Source organism: Brevibacillus sp. BD137 (assembly GCF_041644655.1).
Classification (GTDB): domain Bacteria; phylum Bacillota; class Bacilli; order Brevibacillales; family Brevibacillaceae; genus Brevibacillus; species Brevibacillus brevis_D.
This window is the reverse complement of record NZ_JAOTNO010000011.1, coordinates 80,956-103,791: the sequence shown is the minus strand read 5'-3', so window position 1 is coordinate 103,791 and position 22,836 is coordinate 80,956. Positions and strand designations below refer to the sequence as shown.

The 22,836-nt window shown below is 44.3% G+C and carries 20 protein-coding genes and 1 pseudogene; 11 read left to right on the top strand and 10 right to left on the bottom strand.

Features of this window, described 5'->3' with window-relative positions; all coding sequences use genetic code 11:
- Nucleotides 1–89 precede the first annotated feature (89 nt).
- From ODZ53_RS21635 to ODZ53_RS21600, 8 genes are all read left to right on the top strand, one after another.
- The gene (locus ODZ53_RS21635) at nt 90–797 is read left to right on the top strand and encodes a DNA alkylation repair protein (RefSeq protein WP_372679941.1); all 708 of its coding nucleotides are present in this window, start codon (nt 90–92) and stop codon (nt 795–797) included.
- 123 nt (nt 798–920) lie between these two features.
- Nucleotides 921–1,625, top strand: coding sequence for an ABC transporter ATP-binding protein (locus ODZ53_RS21630; protein ID WP_372679939.1), 705 nt, complete (start codon nt 921–923; stop codon nt 1,623–1,625).
- A gap of 2 nt (nt 1,626–1,627) precedes the next feature.
- Nucleotides 1,628–3,952, top strand: a complete 2,325-nt coding sequence (locus ODZ53_RS21625) for an ABC transporter permease (RefSeq protein ID WP_372680089.1) — start codon at nt 1,628–1,630, stop codon at nt 3,950–3,952.
- A gap of 122 nt (nt 3,953–4,074) precedes the next feature.
- A complete protein-coding gene (locus ODZ53_RS21620; protein ID WP_372679937.1) occupies nt 4,075–4,467 on the top strand; it encodes a DUF1259 domain-containing protein in 393 nt (130 codons plus the stop codon).
- 148 nt (nt 4,468–4,615) lie between these two features.
- The gene (locus ODZ53_RS21615; RefSeq protein ID WP_372679935.1) at nt 4,616–5,416 is read left to right on the top strand and encodes a TatD family hydrolase; all 801 of its coding nucleotides are present in this window, start codon (nt 4,616–4,618) and stop codon (nt 5,414–5,416) included.
- A gap of 276 nt (nt 5,417–5,692) precedes the next feature.
- Nucleotides 5,693–6,094 (top strand): hypothetical protein, encoded by a 402-nt coding sequence (locus tag ODZ53_RS21610; RefSeq protein WP_372679933.1) that lies wholly within the window; start codon nt 5,693–5,695, stop codon nt 6,092–6,094.
- A 478-nt stretch (nt 6,095–6,572) separates the two neighbouring features.
- A complete protein-coding gene (locus tag ODZ53_RS21605; protein ID WP_012684706.1) occupies nt 6,573–7,103 on the top strand; it encodes an RNA polymerase sigma factor in 531 nt (176 codons plus the stop codon).
- The gene (locus tag ODZ53_RS21600; RefSeq protein WP_372679931.1) at nt 7,090–8,169 is read left to right on the top strand and encodes a hypothetical protein; all 1,080 of its coding nucleotides are present in this window, start codon (nt 7,090–7,092) and stop codon (nt 8,167–8,169) included. Before ODZ53_RS21605 ends, ODZ53_RS21600 begins: the two co-directional genes overlap by 14 nt.
- 193 nt (nt 8,170–8,362) lie before the next feature.
- On the opposite strand, the gene ODZ53_RS21595 is transcribed toward ODZ53_RS21600, so the two are convergent.
- Entirely contained in the window at nt 8,363–9,106 is a 744-nt protein-coding gene (locus ODZ53_RS21595; protein WP_041749266.1) for a suppressor of fused domain protein, read from the bottom strand.
- A 166-nt stretch (nt 9,107–9,272) separates the two neighbouring features.
- A complete protein-coding gene (locus ODZ53_RS21590; protein WP_372679928.1) occupies nt 9,273–10,199 on the bottom strand; it encodes a GNAT family N-acetyltransferase in 927 nt (308 codons plus the stop codon).
- Between the two features lie 354 nt (nt 10,200–10,553).
- Between ODZ53_RS21590 and ODZ53_RS21585 the strand changes: the two are divergent.
- A pseudogene (locus tag ODZ53_RS21585) lies at nt 10,554–11,330 on the top strand (aminoglycoside adenylyltransferase domain-containing protein); the annotation flags it as partial.
- A gap of 652 nt (nt 11,331–11,982) precedes the next feature.
- On the opposite strand, the gene ODZ53_RS21580 reads toward ODZ53_RS21585, so the two are convergent.
- Nucleotides 11,983–12,939, bottom strand: coding sequence for a helix-turn-helix transcriptional regulator (locus ODZ53_RS21580; protein WP_064203009.1), 957 nt, complete (start codon nt 12,937–12,939; stop codon nt 11,983–11,985).
- A gap of 115 nt (nt 12,940–13,054) precedes the next feature.
- Here ODZ53_RS21580 and ODZ53_RS21575 point away from each other — a divergent pair, with 115 nt between their 5' ends.
- Nucleotides 13,055–13,993, top strand: a complete 939-nt coding sequence (locus ODZ53_RS21575; protein ID WP_372679926.1) for a Gfo/Idh/MocA family protein — start codon at nt 13,055–13,057, stop codon at nt 13,991–13,993.
- Nucleotides 13,994–14,043: 50 nt separating this feature from the next.
- Here the strand turns inward: ODZ53_RS21575 and ODZ53_RS21570 are convergent, their stop codons facing one another.
- The 3 genes from ODZ53_RS21570 to ODZ53_RS21560 are packed head-to-tail and all read right to left on the bottom strand — an operon-like array spanning nt 14,044 to nt 17,672.
- A complete protein-coding gene (locus ODZ53_RS21570; protein WP_372679924.1) occupies nt 14,044–15,606 on the bottom strand; it encodes a YcdB/YcdC domain-containing protein in 1,563 nt (520 codons plus the stop codon).
- Nucleotides 15,590–16,171 (bottom strand): RNA polymerase sigma factor, encoded by a 582-nt coding sequence (locus ODZ53_RS21565; RefSeq protein WP_372679922.1) that lies wholly within the window; start codon nt 16,169–16,171, stop codon nt 15,590–15,592. The genes ODZ53_RS21570 and ODZ53_RS21565 overlap by 17 nt, the downstream gene beginning before the upstream one ends.
- Nucleotides 16,146–17,672, bottom strand: a complete 1,527-nt coding sequence (locus ODZ53_RS21560) for a YcdB/YcdC domain-containing protein (protein ID WP_372679920.1) — start codon at nt 17,670–17,672, stop codon at nt 16,146–16,148. The genes ODZ53_RS21565 and ODZ53_RS21560 overlap by 26 nt, the downstream gene beginning before the upstream one ends.
- Before the next feature lie 321 nt (nt 17,673–17,993).
- Here ODZ53_RS21560 and ODZ53_RS21555 point away from each other — a divergent pair, with 321 nt between their 5' ends.
- Nucleotides 17,994–18,326 (top strand): hypothetical protein, encoded by a 333-nt coding sequence (locus tag ODZ53_RS21555; protein ID WP_199927494.1) that lies wholly within the window; start codon nt 17,994–17,996, stop codon nt 18,324–18,326.
- 116 nt (nt 18,327–18,442) lie between these two features.
- Here the strand turns inward: ODZ53_RS21555 and ODZ53_RS21550 are convergent, their stop codons facing one another.
- The 4 genes from ODZ53_RS21550 to ODZ53_RS21535 all read right to left on the bottom strand — a co-directional run bounded on the left by ODZ53_RS21550 (nt 18,443) and on the right by ODZ53_RS21535 (nt 22,688).
- A complete protein-coding gene (locus tag ODZ53_RS21550; RefSeq protein ID WP_142498281.1) occupies nt 18,443–19,168 on the bottom strand; it encodes a DsbA family oxidoreductase in 726 nt (241 codons plus the stop codon).
- A 135-nt stretch (nt 19,169–19,303) separates the two neighbouring features.
- Nucleotides 19,304–19,945, bottom strand: coding sequence for an ABC transporter ATP-binding protein (locus tag ODZ53_RS21545; RefSeq protein WP_142498280.1), 642 nt, complete (start codon nt 19,943–19,945; stop codon nt 19,304–19,306).
- Complete coding sequence (locus tag ODZ53_RS21540) at nt 19,942–21,597, bottom strand: ABC transporter permease (protein ID WP_372679917.1); 1,656 nt, start codon at nt 21,595–21,597, stop codon at nt 19,942–19,944. The genes ODZ53_RS21545 and ODZ53_RS21540 overlap by 4 nt, the downstream gene beginning before the upstream one ends.
- Nucleotides 21,598–21,599: 2 nt before the next feature.
- On the bottom strand, nt 21,600–22,688 hold the full coding sequence (locus ODZ53_RS21535; RefSeq protein ID WP_372679915.1) for a Fe(3+) ABC transporter substrate-binding protein: 1,089 nt from the start codon (nt 22,686–22,688) through the stop codon (nt 21,600–21,602).
- Nucleotides 22,689–22,836 lie beyond the last annotated feature (148 nt).

The following is a 22,836-nucleotide window of genomic DNA, read 5'->3' as shown; positions in this document are numbered from 1 at the left end:
TTCATGGTAGTTATTATAATAATCACTAATAATATCGTCAATCATTTTCATGACACTTTGAGAGAAAACAGCGAAAGAAGGGATATACGATGGATGTAGGGATGGTCATGCAAGAGCTTGAAGCTCTCGGCAAGGAACGAACCAAGAAAATTTATTTATCCAATGGCGCTCACGAACCACTTTTTGGCGTGGCTACAGGCGCTATGAAGCCCATGGCGAGAAAAATCAAGATCAATCAACCCTTGGCTGAGCAGCTTTACGCTACCGGGAACTACGACGCCATGTACTTTGCCGGTGTGATCGCAGATCCAAAAGCAATGACCAAGGCAGATTTTGATCGATGGATGGATTCGGCTTATTTTTATATGCTGTCCGATTATGTGGTTGCCGTAACCTTATCGGAAGCAGATATTGCCCAAGAAGTTGCCGATCAATGGATCACAAGCGGCGAAGAGCTCAGAATGTCTGCGGGCTGGAGCTGTTACTGCTGGCTTTTGGGTAATCGCCCCGATCATGAATTTTCTGAAACCAAACTTAGCAATATGCTTGAAACTGTAAAAAAAACGATTCACGATGCTCCCGAACGCACGAAATACGCTATGAATCAATTTATTTACACCGTGGGAACCTCCTATTTGCCACTCCACGATAAGGCGGTCGAAATCGCGAAGGAAGTAGGTCCAGTAGAAGTCCAAAAAGACAAAGCAAAAAGCAAGTTCCTAAACGCTTTCGATCATATTCAAAAGGCAGTAAGTAAAGGTCAGCTTGGCTTCAAACGGAAACATGTGAGGTGTTAACAGCGCGAACAAACTCCTTCTGGAGACTGAGGTCAAAATACATCGACTGCGGGATGTAACCACTCCCCCTTGGTATATTATGGTAGGTAAGCTTCGAAATTTAGATACGAGGAGATGTAATCCGTGAAGACTTTAATCGAATTCAAAAAAGTAACGAAAGAATACAAAATTGGAGAAGTGCCAATCAAGGCGCTTAATGGTGTTGATTTTTCCATAGCAGAGGGAGAATTCGTCGTTATTTTGGGTGCAAGTGGCGCTGGTAAAAGTACGATTTTGAATTTGCTAGGCGGAATGGATACGGCTACCTCAGGTCAAGTATTTGTTGGCGACCAAGAAATCACCACATTCAACGAAAAAAAATTAACGCAATTCCGCGGTGAGAAAGTTGGCTTTGTCTTTCAATTTTATAACTTAATTCCGAATTTAAACGCTCTCGAAAATGTTGAATTTGCCACAGAGGTATGCAAAAACCATCTGGATGCGAAAGAGATTTTACATAAAGTTGGATTACAAAATCGCATGAAGAACTTCCCTTCTCAGCTCTCTGGTGGCGAACAACAAAGAGTTGCAATCGCGAGAGCTGTTGCCAAAAATCCTTTGCTTTTACTTTGTGATGAACCAACCGGAGCATTGGATTATGTGACAGGTAAGTCTGTCTTAAAGCTTCTCCAGGATTTGAACAAAGAAACGAAAAAATGCGTCGTATTGGTCACACATAATTCCGCGATTGCTCCAATGGCTGACAAGGTTATTAAGGTAAAAAGCGGGATGATTGAAAGCGTTACCATTCATCAGGAAAAGCAAAGTGTGGAAGGGATTGAGTGGTGATCATGAAATTATTTTTAAAATTAGGAAGGGATATCAAACAATCGATCGGGCAATTTATCGCCTTTGTTTTGGTTATCGCAGTAGGAGCCTTTTTCTATGGAGGGCTCGTAACTTATAGCAATAATCTTAGTACTTATACAGAAGGTTATTTTCAAGAACATAACATAAGCGACCTGTATGTATTTTACAATCAAATCTCCCAAAATGATGTCGCTATTTTAAATGAAATAGAAGGCATTAAAAAAATAGAAGCACGTTATACCTTTGATGCCACGCAAGCCTTTGAAGGCGAAAAAGCTACATTGAAGATTCATTCCATCCCTGTCAAAAACGAAATTAACACGATTGCTCTGATTGAGGGCAAAATTCCGTCCAAAAAGAATGAGATAGTAGTAGATTCGCGTTATGCAAAAGAACATCTTTTTCAAGTCGGTGATGAAATCAGCATTCGTGCGAATGAAAGAAATTTTACATTTACCATTAGCGGTCTAGGTGAGAATGTCGAACATGCCAAAAAGAACGAAATACAAGACCATAAAACCTACGGAGTCGCTTATATAACCGAAGAGACCCTCTCTGAAATCTTAGGTGGCCTTTCTTATAATGAGATCATGATCGATGCTACAGAAGGTTACGATATAGACAAATTAGGTCAATCCATTGAAGCACAATCCAAACACCTTCCTTATGTAAATCAAGTCAGGAAAGAACGGACTTTCAGCTATTCGAAAATGAATGAAACGATCCATAACAATAAATTGATGAGTATGGTTATCCCGTTCGTTCTCTTTTTGATTGTCGCCATTATCCTGTTTCTTACCATGTCGAGAATGATTGATTCTCAAAGAAACCAAGTAGGGATTATGGAGGCTTTAGGTGTCAAAAACAGAAGCATCATGCTTCATTACATGGGATACCCTGTGCTGGCCAGCATCATTGGTTCAATCATTGGTTGTACGATTGCCGCACTCGTATTTGTTCCATTTGTAACGGCATCGAGTGCAAGAGCCTACTCTCTGCCTGGCATTACATACTCCCTTTCTTTTTACACTTTCATTCCTCCTATTATTTTCTCCAGTGCTTTTGGAATCCTGGCGTGTTACTTAAGTGGTAGAAGCATATTAAAAGAATGTGCGGCTCAGGCTATGCGTCCCAAACCGCCAAAGAAGATGAAAACGCTATTGATAGAAAGAATTCCAGGTATTTGGAGTCATATTTCCTATAGCTACAAACTCATCTTACGAAACATTTTCCTCCATAAACAAAAAGCGATAGCGAGCTCCATTGGTGTTGTTGTAAGCACCGTCTTATTGATCACTGCTTTTGGTACTCAATCTGCCCTGCAAAAGGTAGCGAGTCAAATGGAAGCGGTTTATACGTATGATTTACGAGTAGATTATATGCCGGGAACATCTATTGATACAGTAAAGCTCCCCTCCGGGATAAAAAATGGTTATTCTTTATCCACCTTTCCTGTTGAATTCATAAAAGGTGATGAAAAAGATAATGCCACTCTCGTTGTTACTGAAAAAGAAAACACTCTCATTCATTTCTTTGACGAAAATAAAAATCGGATCACGCTAGAAAATAATGGCGTGCTGGTACCAAAATCCTATGCTGACAAATATCATATTTCAGTAGGAGATAACATCCCTATCACGTTCAAAGGACCAGAGCTTCAAAACAAATCTGTAGATATGAAGGTTTTACATATATCTACGCAGTATTCGAATCCTTCGTTTTATCTCACACCAAACTATTTAAAGAGCTTTGGTATAGACTACAGCCCAACCTCGCTTTTCGTTGAAGCAAATAGCACTGCAGATCTTATAAGTGTTCGTAACTTCTTTGAACAAGACCCGCATGTAGAAGCCCTTGCAGATAGAGCTGATCTAAAGAAAACCGGGGAATATATTTTGAAACAAAACAATTTCGTATTTATCATGTTTATTGTTTGCGCCGTCATCCTTTATTTTGGCGCGATATACTCGATCTCTTCCATCAACATTTATGAAAGGAATCGCGAGCTTGCCACCCTTAAGGTATTAGGCTATCAAAAACATAAAATAAACCGACTTATCTTTTTTGAAAACCTGATACTCACTACATTTGCGATCCTTGTAGCTTTACCGATAAGCAGTTACGTTTATTCCGTGATTGTCAAAGCACTGTCTAGTACCCACCAACAAATCCCGGATCAATTAACGATTCCTATCCTGTTGGTTTCTGTTATTCTTGCCTACTTGCTAACGATTCTGTCCAATTTGCTACTTCAAAGAAAAGTAACCAACATCAATATGATTGAATCATTAAAAGGAGTTGACTAAAGCTATTGACCTCTTCTGACGCTCTGTCCTTACTCGTTTCATCCACAGCAGAATAGGCCATCATCCGTTTCCGTCCTGTACCTGTCTTCATACGATAAACAAAAACAGGGAGGAAACGAGGAATGCCCAAAAAAACCTCGCTTTGTGAGCAGTTCTCCAGAATTATCAGGGGGCAATCCGGCTTTGCCGGCGGAAAATGCGTCGCGACCATCAATCGCAATCAAATAAAAGCGACCATTTTGGGGAAAAGATTTCGTGTGACGTCTTCTTTTTCGTTCGAATCCTTGAATCCAAAAACGGGCAAAGCACTCTGTTTAGGGAGAGCCGCGTTCTTGCAGAAAGAAGTCAATCCTTTCATTACAGCCATCCGGAAGCAAGGCATAAGAGTCTCGTCCATCCGTAATGAATGGTTATTCGATCGTCCCCGCTTGATTTATGTAAATATGGAAGCAGTCGAACGACCTCTGGCTTTCGCAAGAAAAGTAAGGAGAGCATTGGATGCCATTCCTTCATGAGAATAGAAAGCAACGAGTCCTCTCTGTTACAGCAGGGAGGATTTTTCGTCTATAGAACTTAACAACTCCATCAGCTATAATGAAAAACAACCAAAAATGGGAACTTTAGCAAAAATCAGCACACACTCATACGTGTTACTAGGAAGGATTGATTCTCTTGGATACACAGATCATCGATATAGGCGTAAACCTGATGCACCGCTCCTTTCAACAAGACCGCGATGAAGTCGTTGCCAGAGCAGAGAAACAAGGAATATCCCCATTAATTTTGACAGGGACAAGCTTGAGAAACAGTATGGATGCCTCCCGATATGCGAGTCGCTCCAAAGGAAAACTGTACACTACGGCAGGTATTCATCCTCACGATGCAAAAAGCTGTGATGAATCGACGATCAAGAAATTAAGAGAACTCGCATCGCTTCCCCATGTGGTAGCGATTGGAGAGTGCGGGCTGGATTATAACCGTGACTTCTCCCCCCGTGATATTCAAAGAAAGTGGTTCATCGAACAAATCTCCCTGGCCACAGAACTTCAACTGCCGTTGTTTTTGCATGAACGCGATGCTCATCTTGATTTTGTCTCGATTCTCAAAGAGCATCGTCAAACTATCAATCGAGCGGTTGTACACTGTTTTACGGGAACCTCCAAGGAATTGGAAGCCTATTTAGAAATGGACTTCCATATCGGGATTACGGGATGGATTTGTGATGAAAGACGTGGGAAGCATCTTCGGGAGCTTGTCAAAAAGATTCCCTTGAACCGTTTGATGATTGAAACGGACGCGCCATTTTTAACTCCTCGTGATTTGAAAGAAAAGCCTGTGGATGGTCGGAATGAGCCCATGTATTTGAGGCATATTTTGCACGCGGTCGCGGGGTGTATGGGATTGAGCTCTGAGGAAGTAGCCAGCGCTACTACCAAGACTGCGAAAGAATTTTTTAGCGTATAGGTCTTCCTTTATTAATCAGCACATGTGGAAAATGTACCGGATGTTGATCACGAAGGACATATCATAATTAGTTATTCGCAAGAGGGACTAGTGCCCTCTTTTGGTTTGAATGTATATGTAATTTATTGGTATTTTTGTAAAATAACAAAGGAGCCTAGTAATAATAAGGTGGTGTTCTACAGACAAATTTTGGGGGATCATACAATTCTTTAATCATCGTAAGAAAATGAGTGAGATGCCTGTTTAACTCAAGTATTTTAAGAAGGAAGGAGCATCATGATGAATATTTTTTCGTTAATCATAAAATTCTTTGGTATAGGTTTTATCATTTTAGGAGCTTTAAAAATGGTAGGGTTAATAACCATAGAGTTCAAAAATATTTTCAGCCTTTCGCTAGCTGGTTTTTTCTTTGTACTGTTCGACTTTATTAGTCATTTTGTTGAAAAGTCAGATAAAAAAGCATTAAGAAACACATTATCATATTTACGGGTAGCAACCCTTTTTTTATCAATAATGACTATAATAGTAGTTCCATTTTTTCCTATTAAATGGAATACTCCTTTTCTAAAAGTTATAACTGATTCACTAGTTTATTTAAGTTTAGGAATAGTAATTTACCTTATTGGTTCTAAGGATAGACACGGAAGCAAAATAAATACTTCTTCTGTAGAAAAATGAAACAAGCAGATCTGAGTTAATTACAGTGATCATTTTCTCTTCAAAAAGAAATCGTCCGAACAGGTATAACTAAAACATTCCCTATAATGTGGATCAGGTATAATCAACAGATTCCAGCATGGGGTTGTTACCGATCGGTTTAAAACACGAATTGAAATCACTTTTATGGGCTAGAACCGCTATTGGAGTGGGACGCGATTAATCTGCGTTCCGCTTTTTTATTTACAACTCTATTACATCCCCATGCTATGCTTTACGAAAGGTGATCCAAGTGGCAACCATCCTAATTATCGAAGATGAAATTCCAATCAATGAGCTTAATAAAAGAAATTTACAAGCAGTGGAACATAGAAATTGAAGGATATGAGGTAGAGCAAAGACACCTGACTGATCTGCCCGGGTGTCTCGTTTTTTTTCATGAAAGTGAAAGATTGTCAGCAGCTACTCCGTCTATACAGTGACAAGGAGGTGGAACACAGTGGATGATCATTCTGGTGCACGAATTGAGCAATGGTTTCTTACATACAGCCAGGATGTATATCGGTTTCTCGTATATTACACGGGACGAACAGATATCGACGATCTGGTTCAAGAGACCTTTATTCGTGCCCTCAAAGCTATGCAGGGAACAGAGGTTGAGAATCCCAAAACGTGGCTGTTTGCCATAGCACGTAACGTAGCCATTGATGAAAGACGCAAGGCAAAGCTAATCAGCTGGTTGCCGGATATCTTCTTACAGCATCTCGTGTCGCAGGACAAAACACCGGAAGAGTCGCTGATGTTAAGCGAAAACAAGCGTCTGCTCTATGAAATGATCAATCAGTTAAAGTCTTCTTATCGGGACGTGTTGATACTCAGAGGGATCAAGGGATTATCGAGCAAGGAGACTGCGGAGGTTTTGGGATGGACAGAAGCCAAGGTCAATCTTACTTTGCATAGAGCAATAAAAGCGATTCAAAACAAAAGGCATGTTTCAATTGCGGAGGTGATGAACGATGCCATCATGTGATGAGCAGATCATTCTGGAAGAATTGAATCAATTCCCTGAGCAAACCCTTTCCCGAGAACGAAGCCAAGCAATATTAGAAGGTGTTCGAGAAGAAGGAGGTAGACTTCAAAAAGTGAACAAACGAAGAATGTACTATGGATGGATGGCAAAAGGGCTGATCACCTGCGGCCTGTTGCTCGGTTTTTTCTGGATGAAACCATTTTCTGCACCAGCAGAATCGACGAGTAGTGCAGCAGCCTTGACTCCTGAAGAACAAACGTATTTTGCTGCTGCTCAAAAAGCCATACAAGATGCGAGTGGCATTCAGAAAACTTTCCCATTTGGAGTGATTGAGAAAGACACAGACTCCTATAGTGTACAGGCAATGGATCAAGAAACCAGAGAAGCTCTCGTAACTTTTAAGCCTGGTACCACAGAGGTTCTTACCGTTTTCGCGAGGTTTGGGATCAACGAATTACCGAAGTCCTATCATACCTATGTAGAGACTGCACAAGAAGCATTTAAGAATACGAAACAGCAGGTTACCTTCCAAAAAACCAGTTTTTTCAAAGGTGGGAAGGAAGCATATTTTTCCTTTTGGACAGAAGACAAACAGAACGTCAAAGTCGATTTCCCAACAAATAAAGTGACTGGGTTCACATTGTATTACAACTTAGAAGACGTCGATCAAAAGATCATCTCCATCGCACAAACAGCCTTGATGCGTTTATCCAATGAAAAAAATCTTTCCTTTACCCAAGCCAAAAAACGTTCAGACGAAAGGGAAGATAAATGGCTGCTCATTAATAAACAAAAGAAATACGATGTAATGATCGGAGCAAATACAGGTCAAGTGTATAAAGTGAGCTATGAAACAGATAACTATAAAATTAAAGCACTAAATGAAGTCATACCCGTAACTAAGCCACTTATTCAAGACATTTTTGGCATAGATATCTCTGGGTATACGGCTTACGGCGGCCGGGACTGGGGCGGCTATATTTTGAGAAGTCCGGGGAAACCAAGTTTCTCCATACAGCTTGGAAATTTGGATGTTGGTGATATTAATCGAATGGAAATCGAATAGGCAAAGACAACGTCATTGTCTTGGCTCGGTCATAGCCGAGTAGCAACGGGTTCTATATTACGTATATGGAACCCGTTTTCCTTCCCCATCTTATTTTTGTTAGTCGATCGACAGCTTCATTTTTAGCCCCTCATGCGTCGCTTGCCAATAAGAAAACCCCTTTAGCTAAAAGGGGTGGGAAATGCATATATGCTTACTTGCAGGTATTTCTTCTATTCGGATTCAAAATCAGCGCATCATCTTCCAGCTCAAACAATTTATCCAATAGCGCATCCATGCCATGCTCCAATTTATATTCCATCTCTTCTTTATACAAAGGAAGTAAGAAATAGGCATGAATCTTGTTTCCGTCCTTGGTAGGAATGACACTGATTTCTTCTGATAGCTGAAACAGAACGACTCCATTTAAACCCGTGCCATCCGCATATGGTTCATATTCCTGATAATTCGGTATCGTATGCCCGTATCCCAACCATGTATTGTAGTGATGGGGAAACCGCGCCAGCATCTTCATCAGTCTGATTGGCCAGTAGTTATTTTCATCCTGTAGCGACTCTTGTGTCAGCTCCCAGGAAGCTGGCAAGAATATCATCAGTTCTGCTCGCTCGATATTCTCTTCCATCTGCTCCTGTATTTCATCCGGGATCGTCATCGGTAAATCACTCATCCCATTCGTATACAGAACCCAAAATGGCTCTTCTTCTGTAGGGCTCATCACATTCACATCAATATGGATCGTATCGGAAATAATTTCGTGAAAAACACTGCTTTCTCTTCCCGCAAATACTGTTTGAAAGTGGTTTCCGATTTCTTCTACATATTCCATGGGAGCTGGTGGTTCATACGTTGCCTGCTGGTCATATGTGTAAATGGTAGTGCCGTCCTTTGACTTTTCTCCGTTGTTCGTACCGCCGAATAGCTTTTTGAAAAAGTTCATCGCTGTTCCTTCCCTTCTTATCCTTCATGTGCGTGGTCCTCTCTATTGTATCGGTATGAGATACATCCAACTTTTACCTTAACTTTTCATTTCTTGCAAGAGAATTCCGAATCAAATTGCATAAAAAAGAGGGAAGCCTCTCTAGCGCTCCCTCTTTTCATCTTCCTTATTTCAGTTCTGTATAATATCTGATCTCTTCTTTCTCTACCTCGAATCCAACCGATTTGTATAAAGACAAGGCTGATAGATTCGTCGTTTCAACCATGAGATGCGCGGATTTCAGCTCATGCGATTTTAGATATTCCAATGCTTTTGCCAGTAAAAACTTCGCAAACCCACGCTTCCTCCAAGGTTCTTGTACGAAAACATCCTCGATTACTCCTTCGTCTTCTTCTCGCCATGCCATCGAGCCGGCAACTATCGTATCGTTATGACGAATCACCATCGATGTCCAGAGCGCTTTCCTCTTGTATTCGGACAATCGTTCAAGTCCTAATGGAGCATCCGGCCAAATCGTGGCTTCCACATTCAAGTAATCTTTTTCTTCCTCTGGGCTCTCCATTTTCCAATACGAAAAGTCAAAGTCTTCGTCCAGCGTTAACACGGGAATAGGCTCCAGTAAATCTCGCTTCATCTGATACAAGCAATTCAAATGCTTGTATCCCATTTGAGTGAAAAATTGGTTGTTCCCAGTTTCGGAAGAATCGTTGCCGACGCATAGCATTGTTTGGTGCGTACCTGGCAACGTTTCTTTTAATTCCAGAGCTCTTTGAAGAAGATGCTGATACACTTTTTCTAGCAAATCGGCGTCATTGTCTCGCTCCGGGAGCGTTTTTAGATTCACGTAGATCGAATGCTTGTTTTCTTCTGAACGTCCTGGAGGGATCGTATTTATGATACTGACTTGCCCCTTCGCAATCATTTTTCCATTTTCAAATGCACTATAGACATTACACCAATTTGCTTCTTCACCGCCCCACCAAAACGTCGCGTTTTCTTTTGCAGTAACAGCTTGATATAGCTCGCCAAGTAACGGGAAGTCTCCCTTTTGAAAATTCCGAACAATGATATCCGTTGATAATTGACTCACCATTATACCCCTTTCAAAATCAGGGAAGATCACGGGTTTACGGGCTACTTACGCGAGTTCCCCCTCAAAATTTTGCCCTTTGTCAGCATGTGCTCAATCACAATAAACGCCTCCTTTAACAGTTGTTGCCATCCGAATAATCATACCGTGTCCCTTATCAGCTATCAAACCATTTTCCCATCAAGTACAGGATTTATCTTGCGAGAAAATCAAAAACCAAGTAAACTTTATCTCATTTACTCGGGGTATGAAAATTATGGAAGCCCCCAACGTGTTCAAGCCATGATCGACCATGCAAACGTGATGGTTGCAGGATGAACATCACGCGAATCTTGATTACCAAAAAGGAGCTTGCTTATGGACTCGAGAATCCCGGAAAGCGTTAGACCTTTATTACACGACTATACGCAACGGCTTATGACAGAACTGCCGAATGTCATCTATGGTGTGTATTTGTATGGTTCTATTGCTCTGTCTGGCTTCGAGGAAGATAACAGTGATATTGATTTTGTGACACTTTTGCATAGAAGGTTAACGAATGCAGAAATAGAAATGCTCAAGAATATTCATAAGGCTCTTCATAACACCAACCCATTCGCTAAAAGAATGGACGGCATGTATATCCAGCTGGATGACATCGGAAAAACCAATCCATCCTTGGAGCCTTATCCTTATGTTGACAGTGGGACATTCCAATCATCCGGCCACTATGATATCAATCATGTGACGTGGTGGATCCTCAAGCAACGGGGCATTACGGTTATGGGGAAAAGTGTTGAAGCATTACACATCCCTACCCAGTGGTTTGATGTCGGGGAAACGATGAAATACAACGTACATGATTATTGGTCGCCGAAAGGAAAAAGCATGATGAAATTCATGCTCGATGAGTGGGTAGAATTCGCCGTTTTCACCTTATGCCGAATCGATTACGCGCTCAACCATGAAGACATTATTCCGAAGAGAAAAGCCGTAGAGCACGCTCTGCAAGAGCTTCCCAGCGAATGGCATCTCTTACTGCAAGAATCCTTGCGAATACGCTACCAACCAAATGATCGATCTTTATTTTCGAACAGAATTAAGCGGGCAAAGGAAACCCAAAGATTTATTCGCTATATTTGCGAACCGAAGCTCTACCGCAAAGCCGCTTTGCGTAAAGAAGGAGATTTGCTTATGAAGATCATGGAGCATTTGCAACTTGAGCATTTTAGACAAATGGAACAACTCGAGCTTCAATACTATGATGCTGAATTTATTACACCGTACCAAGAGAGCTACAATTGGTATTTGTTTCGTCCCGATTCGGTCGTTGCGATCGAAGAGAATGGTCGCATCATCGCTTTTATGAACCTGCTTCCCGTCAAGCCGCATATTTACCTGCAAATTGCGCAAGGGACGTTTAACGACAGCCTGATGACGACCGCGGATATCGAAGATTTAACTACTTCTCCCGAGCAAGTCTATTATTTTTTGTCCTGTGTCGTTGTCGATCAAGCTTATCGGAAAAGCCCTGCCTTGCCCATGATGCTGCATCATTATCTCGATGTACTGGCTCATGTCGAACAGAGTGGCTACCGCATTCAATCGATCATCATGGATACTATCACAGAAGCAGGCAATCGGTTCGCTCAGCGCCTTGGCATGAAGCATGTGTGCATAAGCGACCACGACTCTCAAATACATGCCTCAGACTATGAGAGCTTCAAACAGCATGTGCTCGCGAGTTATCCCATTCTTTCCCGCTAAAGGCTTCGCATCGACTTGGTGCGAAGCCTTTAGGCGTACGCTACGTATACAGTGCTATCCATTCTCGCAGTCTCTCTTTTGCAAAAGCTCTTAATTCCGCTGGCTCCATAACCTCCATATGTCCGATCATATCCAAAATATCGCGACATGCTCTTTCATAGCTGTACAAATTAACCGTCAATTGCTCATACTCTCCCTGCTGCACAGCGGAAATCACCTCCAGCCTCTCTCGCACAGCCGGCTTTTCAGCATGCAACCTGATCACGACAGGAAAATATTCGACTTCACGACAAGCCTGCTTGAACGCCGCCTCCTGATTCGTCCAATAACCTGCCAACGAAAAGCTCTCTGGAATCTCGAATGCCTCCTCCCGTACATGAACAGAAGGAATCCGCTCGCACTTAAATGTTCGAACCTCCTGCGCGTTTTCACAGTAAGCAACGAGATACCACTCCGTTTTTTTCACGACGAGACCGTAGGGACATACCGTGCGTGACGAGCTGCTCCCATCCATTTTGCGATAGGCAATGACGACTTTGCTTGATCGCCAAACCGCTGCCCGCAAAACCTCCAGATTCGGTATGACTACTCTCTCTTCCCACCATGGCGTCTCATCGAAATAGAAACGCTTCTTCGCTTTTTCTATATCCGGCCGATAAATCTGCGGCAACGTCTTTTCCAATTTGAGCAAAGCAGACGTTAATTTGTGTCCAGTCTCGGTATCCTGCCCTACATGAATCCCCATCCCGGTCAAATACAAGTGCACGACATCATCGACGTACAGCTGTTTCAGATTGACCGTATATCCTTCCATCAAATAAATTCCACCGCCAGGCCCCGAGGTTGCCGCGATCGGAATCCCTGCTTGGGACAGTGCGTCAATATCCCGATAAATCGAGCGAACAGACGTCTCCAGCGCTATAGCGAGTTCTTTTGCTTTCATTTTTCCCCTTGATTCAATCAGCAGCAAAATCGCAATCAATCGATGCAGTCTCATCTCCAGCCTCCACGACAAAACGACCACTCTATTTTTCAACGCGGCCAAATTGATGACACGATGCTGTCAACAATACAAAGATATCATAGAGCTATCATGATGGGAGGGATGCAGGATGAATATTGCAGTATTAGGAACTGGCTTTGGTGCGTACCATGCACATCTGCTGAAAAAAATCGATGGTGTGGATAGAGTGGTAGTTTTCGGTCGAAATGAATCGAAGCTGCAAAAGCTACAGGAAGAGCTACATGTGGAGATTACAGACCATATTGACGAGATCATGCGCGATCCTACTATCGATGTCGTGGACATTTGCTTACCTTCGCAGCTGCATCGGCAATTCGCAGTAGAAGCACTCGAAAACGGAAAGCATGTATTCTGCGAAACACCGGTTTGTTATACGCTAGACGATGCACAAGCCATGAAACACGCAAGGGACCGATCAGGGAAAAAGCTGTTGGTGAATCAGTTTATCAAATTTGACCCGGCGTACGCCTACCTTCGCAGTGCTCAGACAGAAAACAAGTACGGACAGCTCCTCTCCCTCTCGCTCAAAAGAGAAACAGCTCCCTTATGGGGGGATCTGGGCTTGTCCTCCATTACGACCAATCTGATGATCCACGAGCTGGACTTCGTAACATGGCTGTTCGGTCGCAATGCCAGTATGAGCGCATGGGGGGCAGAATCATTGGATAAAAAACAGTCCATCGTCCGCTCGTGTTTTTGTTACCCTGATGCGTATGCTGAAATAGTCGCCTCCTCGCAGATGCCGACCTCGTACCCATTCACTGTTGGTTACGAGGCGTACTTCGAGAAGGCAAAGCTCGTCTTTCAGGAAGCCGACAGCCATGGTCAAACGGAATCTTTCTTATGGGAATACACATCCTCAGGCAAGAATGAGCTCGTTCTCCAACCCGTCAATCCGTATGAAGAGAGCTTGCGGCATGCCATTCAATGCTTTACGGACCATACACAATCGATCATCAATGTTGATCATGCTGTCGAGTCTTTGGAGCTCGCGCTTGCACTACAGAAACAGCTTGTACATCAGTAAAGAACAAACCTCCATGAAGCGTCTTTTCATGGAGGTTCGTTGCTTGCTCTTTATTTGATAACCTTACCTGTCGTGGCTTCTATTGCCCATGGCTGTTCTGAATCCCAGCGAATTTGGTAAGCAAGCACTGGCTCCGCCCCTTTTTCTGCTGGCAAGTACACGAGTTCCAGTGGAGCATGTTGCACAAATTGATCAAGTGCCTCTTCCTTGGAGAGCGTTTTTACTGTCTGATCAATCTGTATCCATGATAAATCCGAAAAGTTGCCCGTAAGCTCGGTAACAAGCCCGCTATCCAGCTCGACCGACACTTTATAAGGATGCTCCATGACGGGAATCCCGTTGACCTTCGGTGCAAAGGTAAATTGAATGGTGCTAGGTGACTCTTGCGACGCTTCCAATGACAGCTCACGAACATCGGTGGGGAGGAACTTCTCCAGGTGGGCTATCGCCAGTGTTTGTGCCTGTTCGTAGGTCATTTCACGTTGGTTCTTACGTTCATTTGCAGCCATCCGTGAAAACCCGAGGAATGCACCGTCATCTGTCGTCTCAACGGAAACGCCGTTGCCCTGCCCATCGTTCCAAGAGTATGAAATACCACGCGGATTTACACCGATGAATGCTTTTTGTTCCACCTTTATGCCCAACTTGCGCTCAAGCAGCTCTGCCACCTCATTAGAAGTTTTCAGCATGAGTGGTTTTCCTTGTCCCGAAACAGCAACGGACTTTTTCTCTGCTCTCGCTTGGCTGATCAGCGTGCCTGTTTTCGCGTTCACATAAACATCTGATGCTACTACATATTGAAGCCCTGGTTGTTTCTTTCCTGCATAAACGAGGCGAAGCGTACTCCCCAGCTGTTGGGCGGCCTTCTTCTTGTCGATGGTCCCGTCCCGCTTGGCAGGTTGGGATGCTCCCCCACTATCTTCGAAATCAGGGTATAGAAGCAAGGTCATTTCCCCTGTTTTTGGGGAGATACGGACCGTCGCGCTATTCTCCTGAAGAGGAATGCCATTGATGATTTTGCGAAAAGCTACTTCTCCTGTTGCCAAATTCGAGTGAATATAATCTACTTCAAACTGTTTGCTCTGTGCTCCCAGCTTCTTTTGCAAATAAGCCTCTGCCTGATGTTCCAATGGTGATTTCTCACGTGTTGGTGTGGGTTGGCTCCTATCTGTTGAATTCGTTGCAGACTCCTTGGCTACGGATTGCGACTGTGGAGCATCACGTGTAACCGTTTGGTTCTGAACGATTTTGTTGTCTACTTTTTGAGTAGCTTCCTGCTCCTGCTGTGGCTTGGCCATGCTTTCAACTGGCAGAGAAGGCGTAGCAAGCGGCGGCGTAGCTGATATGGCAGTTGGAGGTGAGATCGTTGTTTGCCTATCAACAGATGGCTTCAGCGGTGAATCATAGCTCAGCCAAACACTCATGAATACGGCTGCTACAAAGGAACCTGCTCCGGCGACAACACGCTTGATCCTCGCTGACTGCTGCTTACGATATGCCTCACGAATGAGCCTTTCCTTGCCCATCTGCTTCCACACTTGACGAGGTGGGATGCTCTCCTGCCTGACTTGCTTCAGTAATTCGATCACGTGGTTTTCATCTGGCAAACTCATTGGCAATCCTCTCCTCGCAAGCGTTGCCGAGTATTTTCTGCAACGCCTTTAGTCCCCTGTGACAGTCCACTCTCACTTTTGTCTCCGGAATCCCCAAAATCTCGGCTGTTTCCTTGACGCTGTACTCCTTTATGTATCGTAAAATCACAATAATACGCTGATCGGGCTTTAGCTTTTGCAAAGCCCGTTGAATACTATGCATCTCTTCTTTTGTGGCAAACTCCTCTTCTGGAAGACCCTCCGTAGACTTCATGAGGGCCAACCAGTTGTCTGAGAACAAACGCTGCCACTTTTGCTTTCGGTAATGATCAATCGCGACATGCTTGGCGATTGAAAAAAGCCATGTCTTCATTGCGACTCGACCATCATACTTCGGCAGTATTTTTAATAGTCGTGAAAATACTTCCTGCACCATGTCTTCTGCATCTTCTTGTCTGCCAGTAAAGTAGAGCAAGAAGTAGTAGATGTCATCATAGTGAGCCTCGTAAATAACCCCGATTCGTTCCGTTAACTCCCCAGACAACTGGCTTCCCCCTTTCTTACTCGGATTCTTCCTCTTCTCCATAGGTATAGAACTCCCCGGTTAGCGCATCGATTTCTTCGTTAGAAACGAGTGGAGAAATATAAACGAGCTCGGCGATGTTTTTATTTTCCTCATCCAAGGAGTAATACAGCTTTATTGGATATTTCTTAAGAAACTTCTTAGCTGCTTCTTCTTGTGTCATGGCGTTCTTGATATCCGGTAGCTTGATCGTTTGAGAGACTCTCCAATCTAGTAAAGTCGCTTTTCCGGTGGCTGCATCTACGTGCGCCTGTCGAAGCATACCATCTACCGGATACCCCTGATGAAGCATGGTGAAATCAAATTTGAACAAATTTTGATCGGGCTCATATCGATTAGCAGTGACGACCATTTCTTTATCGGTGAGAGGAAGGAACTCGGACATGGCTTCCACGGCTGCTTTTATCGCCTGCTCTTCGCTCAGCTTTTTGTCTGCCTCACTTTTCCGCTTTGTATCCAATACTTGATAATTCGTTACCTTTCCTGTCTTGGTTTCGAAGAAGATATTGGCGATGACCTCATCCTCCGTCATCCACAAATAGTTGGTGATTCCGGTTTTCGGATTGCTTTCTTCCTGAAAAGTTCCACGCCCTTTTGTGGGAGTGTATCCTGTCTGAGCTGCCAAGAAAGCTGCTGCCTCCTCTTTTGACTTGATGATCGTCTGCTTTGCTTTTGGTTGGAACTGGATGATTTTGTCGTTTTGTTTGGCGGACAGCTCAGCTCCGCGGCTCGCATTGATTCCCTCGTGAGAAGGAGTGTACAAGAACCTGTAGCTTTGCCCATCTGCACTTTGTCCGTAGTAAGGCTTCATAGCAGATGCAAACATCGCTTCAACCTTTTCTTTTGGATGAACCTTATTGGGAGCAGCGAATTGAATTTTGCTGATGTCCTGTTCTATTTCCACCGGCTCTGCATACCCGTCGCCTCTTGCCAGATGCTGAATTTGCCCTTCGCTATTGATGGCGAAATTCAGTGTGTCATTGCGGAACGGAATTCCATTTACCGTTTTGCGAAACAAAATGGAAGAATTCCGATTGGAGGCTTCCTCGTCCAGCTGATAGTCCGCCATTCCCTCGCCATACCATTGCTTCATGAACTCCGTTGCCTTTTTCTTCGCATCTTCCAGAGGGTAGGTGGAAGCGAAACCTCCTTTGCCCGTGATGTGGCTGAAAAATTTGACTTCACCTGTGTTTTGATCGACATGCAAGCTCACAAAGGGAGCTTTCTTTTCCTTCGTTTGATACTTTTTCACTTCAATCCGGGATGTCTCTGCGTTCATCTCCAATTCGGTGATTGGATAGTTCTTTAGATAAGGCACAATTTGAACGAGTCTCTCAACAGACTTTTTGATTTTCTTAATCAGCTTCTCATCGATTGCGCCATCACCTTTGCTCTCCCCCAGAACCGTTACGTTCGATTCTTTTGCCGCCATAGAACTGATCGGTGCGGTAACAGCCAGACTCGCTGTCATGATTGCCAATACGGTTTTCGTCCATTTATTCACGGTTCGTTCATTCCTCACTCTTTTTGGATAGTGATGCTAGGGCCCCAGCTATTTTTCGCTCTGTCCATTATTCGAATGAGTTCCCTTTTTGTTTCAGGGGGAAAGAAAATTTTCCCAACGAAATTAGACTGTAACGAGTTGTTAGGACCCACCAAAGAAACGGAGCAGATAGTGAGACCTGAAAGGGGATTATAATTATCCATTTAATAACAAATCATGATTCATATGGAAATAGGCATGTTATACCGACAACTTTGGGCACCCAGGGCATATGATGACCAGTAGAAGCAAGGCACAAGGCGACTACGGGAGGTAACTACCATGAACCTGACATTAAATCGACTCAGTCTGACGAATGTGGATGACTCTGCTGGTGTGTGGCAATATGAAGGTGGTAAAGTGTTTGATGGAAATAACCATGTAGCCAATTACGCGAGTACGAAGCGCACCGTGCATCAGGGAACTGAAGCGCAGAATACGGCAATGCTCACATTGACACTTTTCTTTTATGGTCTCGAGAATATTACTCTCCAAGGAAGTCATGATTACAGCTCTGGCAAGCAAATTGGAAGCGTTAGCGCTGCTTCATCCCAATATGCTTCTTCTATTGGTAAACAGTTCACAGTATTAGGAAATAATCTCGTTATTCAGTGATTTCAAGCGATCGAAACTCAATAACTTCTATTACTTCTCAAAGCAACTTTTCATGAGAAAAGCCGATTCCCCTTCATTTCAGGAGGATCGGCTTTTCTCTTAGGTTTTCGTGTTGCTTATATTTTGCAGGAGCCATCTGCGCAATTGTCGCCGGATTGCTCGTCTTTTTTCTCGTCGTTCTGTACGAATTTCAGAGCAGGAGTTGCGCTTTCTTCTTCCCACACCTGGTTCAATGCGCCCAAAAAGACTTCACCTGGCTGCGCGCCAGAGACTGCATATTTGTTATTAATGACAAAGAACGGTACACCCGTGACACCCAAGTCGTTTCCTCTTTGTTTGTCCTCCTGTACTTGCTCTCTGTATTCGTCTCCTGCCAGCATGGCGAGCGTCGCTTCCTTGTCCAAGCCTACCTCAGAAGCAAGCTGTGCCAGCACCTCGTGGTCTCCGAGATGGAGCGACTCGTTAAAGTACGCCTTCAGCAGTCGCTCCTTCATTTCCTTCATTTTTCCTTGTGCATGGGCAAAGTGCGTCAAGCGATGTGCATCGAATGTATTGGTCGGAATCATCGTGTCAAAATGATAGTCGAGACCGACGCCTTTTGCCATTTGGGTAACTTGGTCATTCATCCCCTTCGCCTGTTCGAGCGGAATGCTATACTTGGCTGCCAGTACTTCATGCATGTCCATATCGGTATCGCGTTCCATCTGCGGGTCGAGCTGGAAGCTGCGATATACGACCTCTACTTGATCCTTATGCGGAAATTGAGACAGCGCTCCTTCCAGACGGCGCTTTCCGATATAGCAAAACGGGCAGGCAAAATCAGACCAAATTTCAATTTTCATGTTCCATCCTCCTCTATATGAACGGTGCTGACCAAAAGACAGCAGACCGCACACTGCAAAATTCGTCGTATGAACATTATACAACAACGTTCGGTACGACTATGCACTTTGGAGGTTGAAAACTGCACATTTCCCTTAGCGAGTCATGCGAATGATGCGATCACAAATCGTTTCCGCATCTGCTTTGTCATGCGTGACAAGGATCGAAGTCATCTTGGCAGCTCGCAGCATTTGCTTCAAGTCATCGCGTATTTTCGTTTTCAGCTCGGCATCCAGATTACTGAACGGCTCATCCATCAACAAGATAGCCGGTCTAGGTGCCAGTGCACGCGCAAACGCGACACGCTGCTGCTGTCCCCCGCTCAGCTCATGTGGATATCGCTTGCCATAGCCTTCGAGCTGCACGAGTACCAGCATCTCTTTCAATCGAACTATACGCTCTGCTTTGGACAATCGATGCAGACCGAACAAGATGTTTTGCTCAACAGTCAAATGCGGAAACAGTGCATAATCCTGAAAAATCATGCCGATCCCGCGTTGCTCTGGCTCCACAAACTGCCCCTGATCGACCAACACCTTTCCATCGATCTGGATGCGTCCGCTCTTCGGGGACTCCAGTCCGGCTATTAAGCGAAGCAATGTACTTTTTCCGCAACCACTATTCCCGAGCAGCCCGACTACTTCCCCCTGCTCCATCTGCAAGGAAAAATCCCGGATAACGCTTCCGTTCCCGCTTGCATAGCCAAACGTCAGGTTTTTCACTTCAAAAAAAGTCATTTTGCCTGTCTCTCTCCTAACCAGTGATAGAAAATAACGGAGACGATCCCCACTGCAATGATACAGAGCGAAGGAATCGCGGCCTGATGAATTTGTTCATCGCTCGCATATTGATAAGCTTTGGTCGCCAGCGTCTCGAAGTTATAGGGACGAAGGAGCAAGGTAAGCGGCAATTCCTTCACGATTTCCATGAACACCAAGATAAAACCAGTGAACACAGCCCCTTTGATTAATGGCAAATCCACCTTGAAAAAGGTTCGTGTCATGCTCATCCCGAGCATACGTGCCGCTTCTGAATAACGGTTTCCCGTCTTCTCAAACCCCGCTTCGACTGCATTAAATCCGACAGCAAGGAAGCGGATGATGTAGGCAAACGTCAGCATGAACAAGGACATGCTGAGTACCAGCTTGTTGGCGCCTAAGCCCAGCCAGCTATAGAAGGAACCCAGTTCTTTATCTACGGACATCACCACCGCCATCACCCCGATGGACAAGACTGCGCCCGGAATGGAATAGCCCATGGAAATCAAGCGCGTCAGTGCCACAGCGAATATCGAGCCTCGGGAGAATCGGATGACATTCGCTACAGTTACGGCGAGCAGCATCAAGATGGTGATTGAGATACAGGAGATGAACAGTGTATTGCTCAAGAGCTTCCAAAAGGTCTCATTCAACACTTCCCCATACGTCCACGTTGCCCAGACAATCAACTGCCCAACAGGGATCACAAATGAAAATGTAACAATAACCAATCCGAAGATGACGGCAGCGAACATCGAGATTCCGCGCAATTTTCTGCGTGTGAGCGGCGTGCTCCTGTTCGTAGGCGAGCTGTATTTTTTCCGCTTACGCACGAGTCGTTCGACGATAAAGATCCCAATAATCAAGGTCATAAGCCAAGCGGACAAACGGATGGCCGATTCTACGTCATACATGCCAAACCACGTCTTGAAAATCGCCGCTGTAAAAGACTGAATCCCAAAATGCTTCGTCACTCCAAAATCATTGAGCACTTCAAATGCCACCAGACTCGCGCCACCCACAATAGCTGCCTGTGACATAGGCAGGACGATGCGAAAAAAGATATGCGCTTGGTTTTTTCCGAGCAATCTGGCATTTTCAATGAACACCGCACTCTGTTTTTCAAGAAAGGTTTTCGTAATCAAATAGACGTATGGGAACAAAAACAGCGTAAATATAAAAATAGCGCCCTTCATCGACATGATGTCAAAGTAGCGTTGATCGAGCGTCAACCCGAATGTTTCACGCAAAGTCGTCTGAATGCTCCCCGTGTAGCTGAGCATGGAGCCGTACGTGTATGCTGCGATATACGGAGGAATCGCCAGCGGTAGTACAAAAGCAAATGAAAAAAAGCGACGCAATGGAAAATCGTAAGCAGCGACCAGCCAGGCCAGCGTCACACCTACGATGATCGTACAGGCTCCGGTACCAAGCACGAGCCATAACGATTGCAGCGCGTAATCCAGCAGCATGTACTCTTGAATATGCTGCCAGTTTTCATTCTGTTTTTGAAAGAGTCCGAAAAAAATATAAAGAGACGGGAGAAGGGCCAAAAAGGCCCCTATCACGCTCAGCGTTACCCACCCGTTCAGTTTTCGTCTCAGGCTTCTACGCAAAAGTGCTCCCGTCATGCTTATTTCCAACCTGCTTGATTTAGCAGTTCTACCGCTTTTTTGTTATACTCGCCGAGCTTAGCAAAGTCGAGCTTTTGCGTTTTGAATTCTCCCCACTCTTTCAAAAGAGCAGGCTTGTCAGCCTCTGCATTGACAGGGAACTCGTAGCTTCCGTTTGTCAGCATCGTTTGAGCCTCTTTCCCTGTGACAAACTCAATCAATTTCACGGCATTGTCCTTGTTTTTCGCGTGCTTGGTCAAACCAATACCACTGATGTTCAAGTGTGTGCCTGTCGTTTCTTGGTTCGGGAAGAAAACGCCGATGTTTTGCGCGACTTTTACTTCCTCTGTATCTTTAGAATTCAGCATTTGTCCAACATAATAGGTGTTCATGATCGCAACGTCACCGACTTTGGCAACGACATCTTTTGCCTGATCACGGTCTCCACCTTCAGGCTTGCGCGCGAAGTTGTTTACCAGACCCTTTGCCCAATCCAAAGCAGCCTGCTCGCCATTCAGCTCTATAAAAGAAGCAACGAGTGACTGGTTGTACAGATTGGAAGAAGAGCGCACCAATACTTTGCCTTTCCATTTATCTGTAGCCAAATCTTCATACGTAGACAGCTGCTCTGGCTTCACGCGATCCTTTGCATAGACGATTACACGCGCACGGGTAGCCATACCGATCCATTGATTGTCAGGATCGCGCAGCTCTTTCGGTACGTTTTTCTCTACTTCAGCAGATTGAATCGGCTGCAGAACGCCATTTTGCTTCGCGTAGTTCAGAACTCCACCGTCAACCGTGATGAACAAATCCGCTTCGGAGCTCTCTCCTTCACGCTTCAAACGCTCAACCAGCTCTTCTGCTGTACCCTTCACTTCGTTTACCTTGATGCCTGTTTGCTTCGTGAATTCTGCGAACAGTTTGCTATCAATATCGTAATGGCGAGCAGTAAATACGTTGACGACTTGCTCTGTAGCAGCCGGTTCTTGTGCCTTTGGCGCTTCTGTTTGCGGCTGGGCAGTACTCGCACCGTTTCCGCATGCAGCAAGTATTGGCAGCGTCAGCATCGTACTCAGCATGACCGCCAGCATCGATTTTTTTCTCATTTTGATTCTCCCTCTCTATCGCACTGATTATTGATAATGAATATCATTGCCAATTGACAAGGCTTATTGTAACGAACAAAAATGAGAAAATGCTGTGAAAATAAAAAAACATCCCCAATTATTTTTAGCGAGATGTGGATCGGTTCAA

What these genes read in the sequence shown, in the direction of transcription:
- ODZ53_RS21590 (WP_372679928.1), bottom strand. Translation starts at nt 10,199, where the DNA reads ATGGTGAGTCAATTATCAACGGATATCATTGTTCGGAATTTTCAAAAG.
- ODZ53_RS21570 (WP_372679924.1), bottom strand. Translation starts at nt 15,606, where the DNA reads ATGAGTTTGCCAGATGAAAACCACGTGATCGAATTACTGAAGCAAGTC.
- ODZ53_RS21595 (WP_041749266.1), bottom strand. Translation starts at nt 9,106, where the DNA reads ATGAACTTTTTCAAAAAGCTATTCGGCGGTACGAACAACGGAGAAAAG.
- ODZ53_RS21625 (WP_372680089.1), top strand. Translation starts at nt 1,628, where the DNA reads ATGAAATTATTTTTAAAATTAGGAAGGGATATCAAACAATCGATCGGG.
- ODZ53_RS21620 (WP_372679937.1), top strand. Translation starts at nt 4,075, where the DNA reads ATGCCCAAAAAAACCTCGCTTTGTGAGCAGTTCTCCAGAATTATCAGG.
- ODZ53_RS21610 (WP_372679933.1), top strand. Translation starts at nt 5,693, where the DNA reads ATGATGAATATTTTTTCGTTAATCATAAAATTCTTTGGTATAGGTTTT.
- ODZ53_RS21580 (WP_064203009.1), bottom strand. Translation starts at nt 12,939, where the DNA reads ATGAGACTGCATCGATTGATTGCGATTTTGCTGCTGATTGAATCAAGG.
- ODZ53_RS21565 (WP_372679922.1), bottom strand. Translation starts at nt 16,171, where the DNA reads ATGGAGAAGAGGAAGAATCCGAGTAAGAAAGGGGGAAGCCAGTTGTCT.
- ODZ53_RS21600 (WP_372679931.1), top strand. Translation starts at nt 7,090, where the DNA reads ATGCCATCATGTGATGAGCAGATCATTCTGGAAGAATTGAATCAATTC.
- ODZ53_RS21555 (WP_199927494.1), top strand. Translation starts at nt 17,994, where the DNA reads ATGAACCTGACATTAAATCGACTCAGTCTGACGAATGTGGATGACTCT.
- ODZ53_RS21635 (WP_372679941.1), top strand. Translation starts at nt 90, where the DNA reads ATGGATGTAGGGATGGTCATGCAAGAGCTTGAAGCTCTCGGCAAGGAA.
- ODZ53_RS21575 (WP_372679926.1), top strand. Translation starts at nt 13,055, where the DNA reads ATGAATATTGCAGTATTAGGAACTGGCTTTGGTGCGTACCATGCACAT.
- ODZ53_RS21545 (WP_142498280.1), bottom strand. Translation starts at nt 19,945, where the DNA reads ATGACTTTTTTTGAAGTGAAAAACCTGACGTTTGGCTATGCAAGCGGG.
- ODZ53_RS21540 (WP_372679917.1), bottom strand. Translation starts at nt 21,597, where the DNA reads ATGACGGGAGCACTTTTGCGTAGAAGCCTGAGACGAAAACTGAACGGG.
- ODZ53_RS21535 (WP_372679915.1), bottom strand. Translation starts at nt 22,688, where the DNA reads ATGAGAAAAAAATCGATGCTGGCGGTCATGCTGAGTACGATGCTGACG.
- ODZ53_RS21550 (WP_142498281.1), bottom strand. Translation starts at nt 19,168, where the DNA reads ATGAAAATTGAAATTTGGTCTGATTTTGCCTGCCCGTTTTGCTATATC.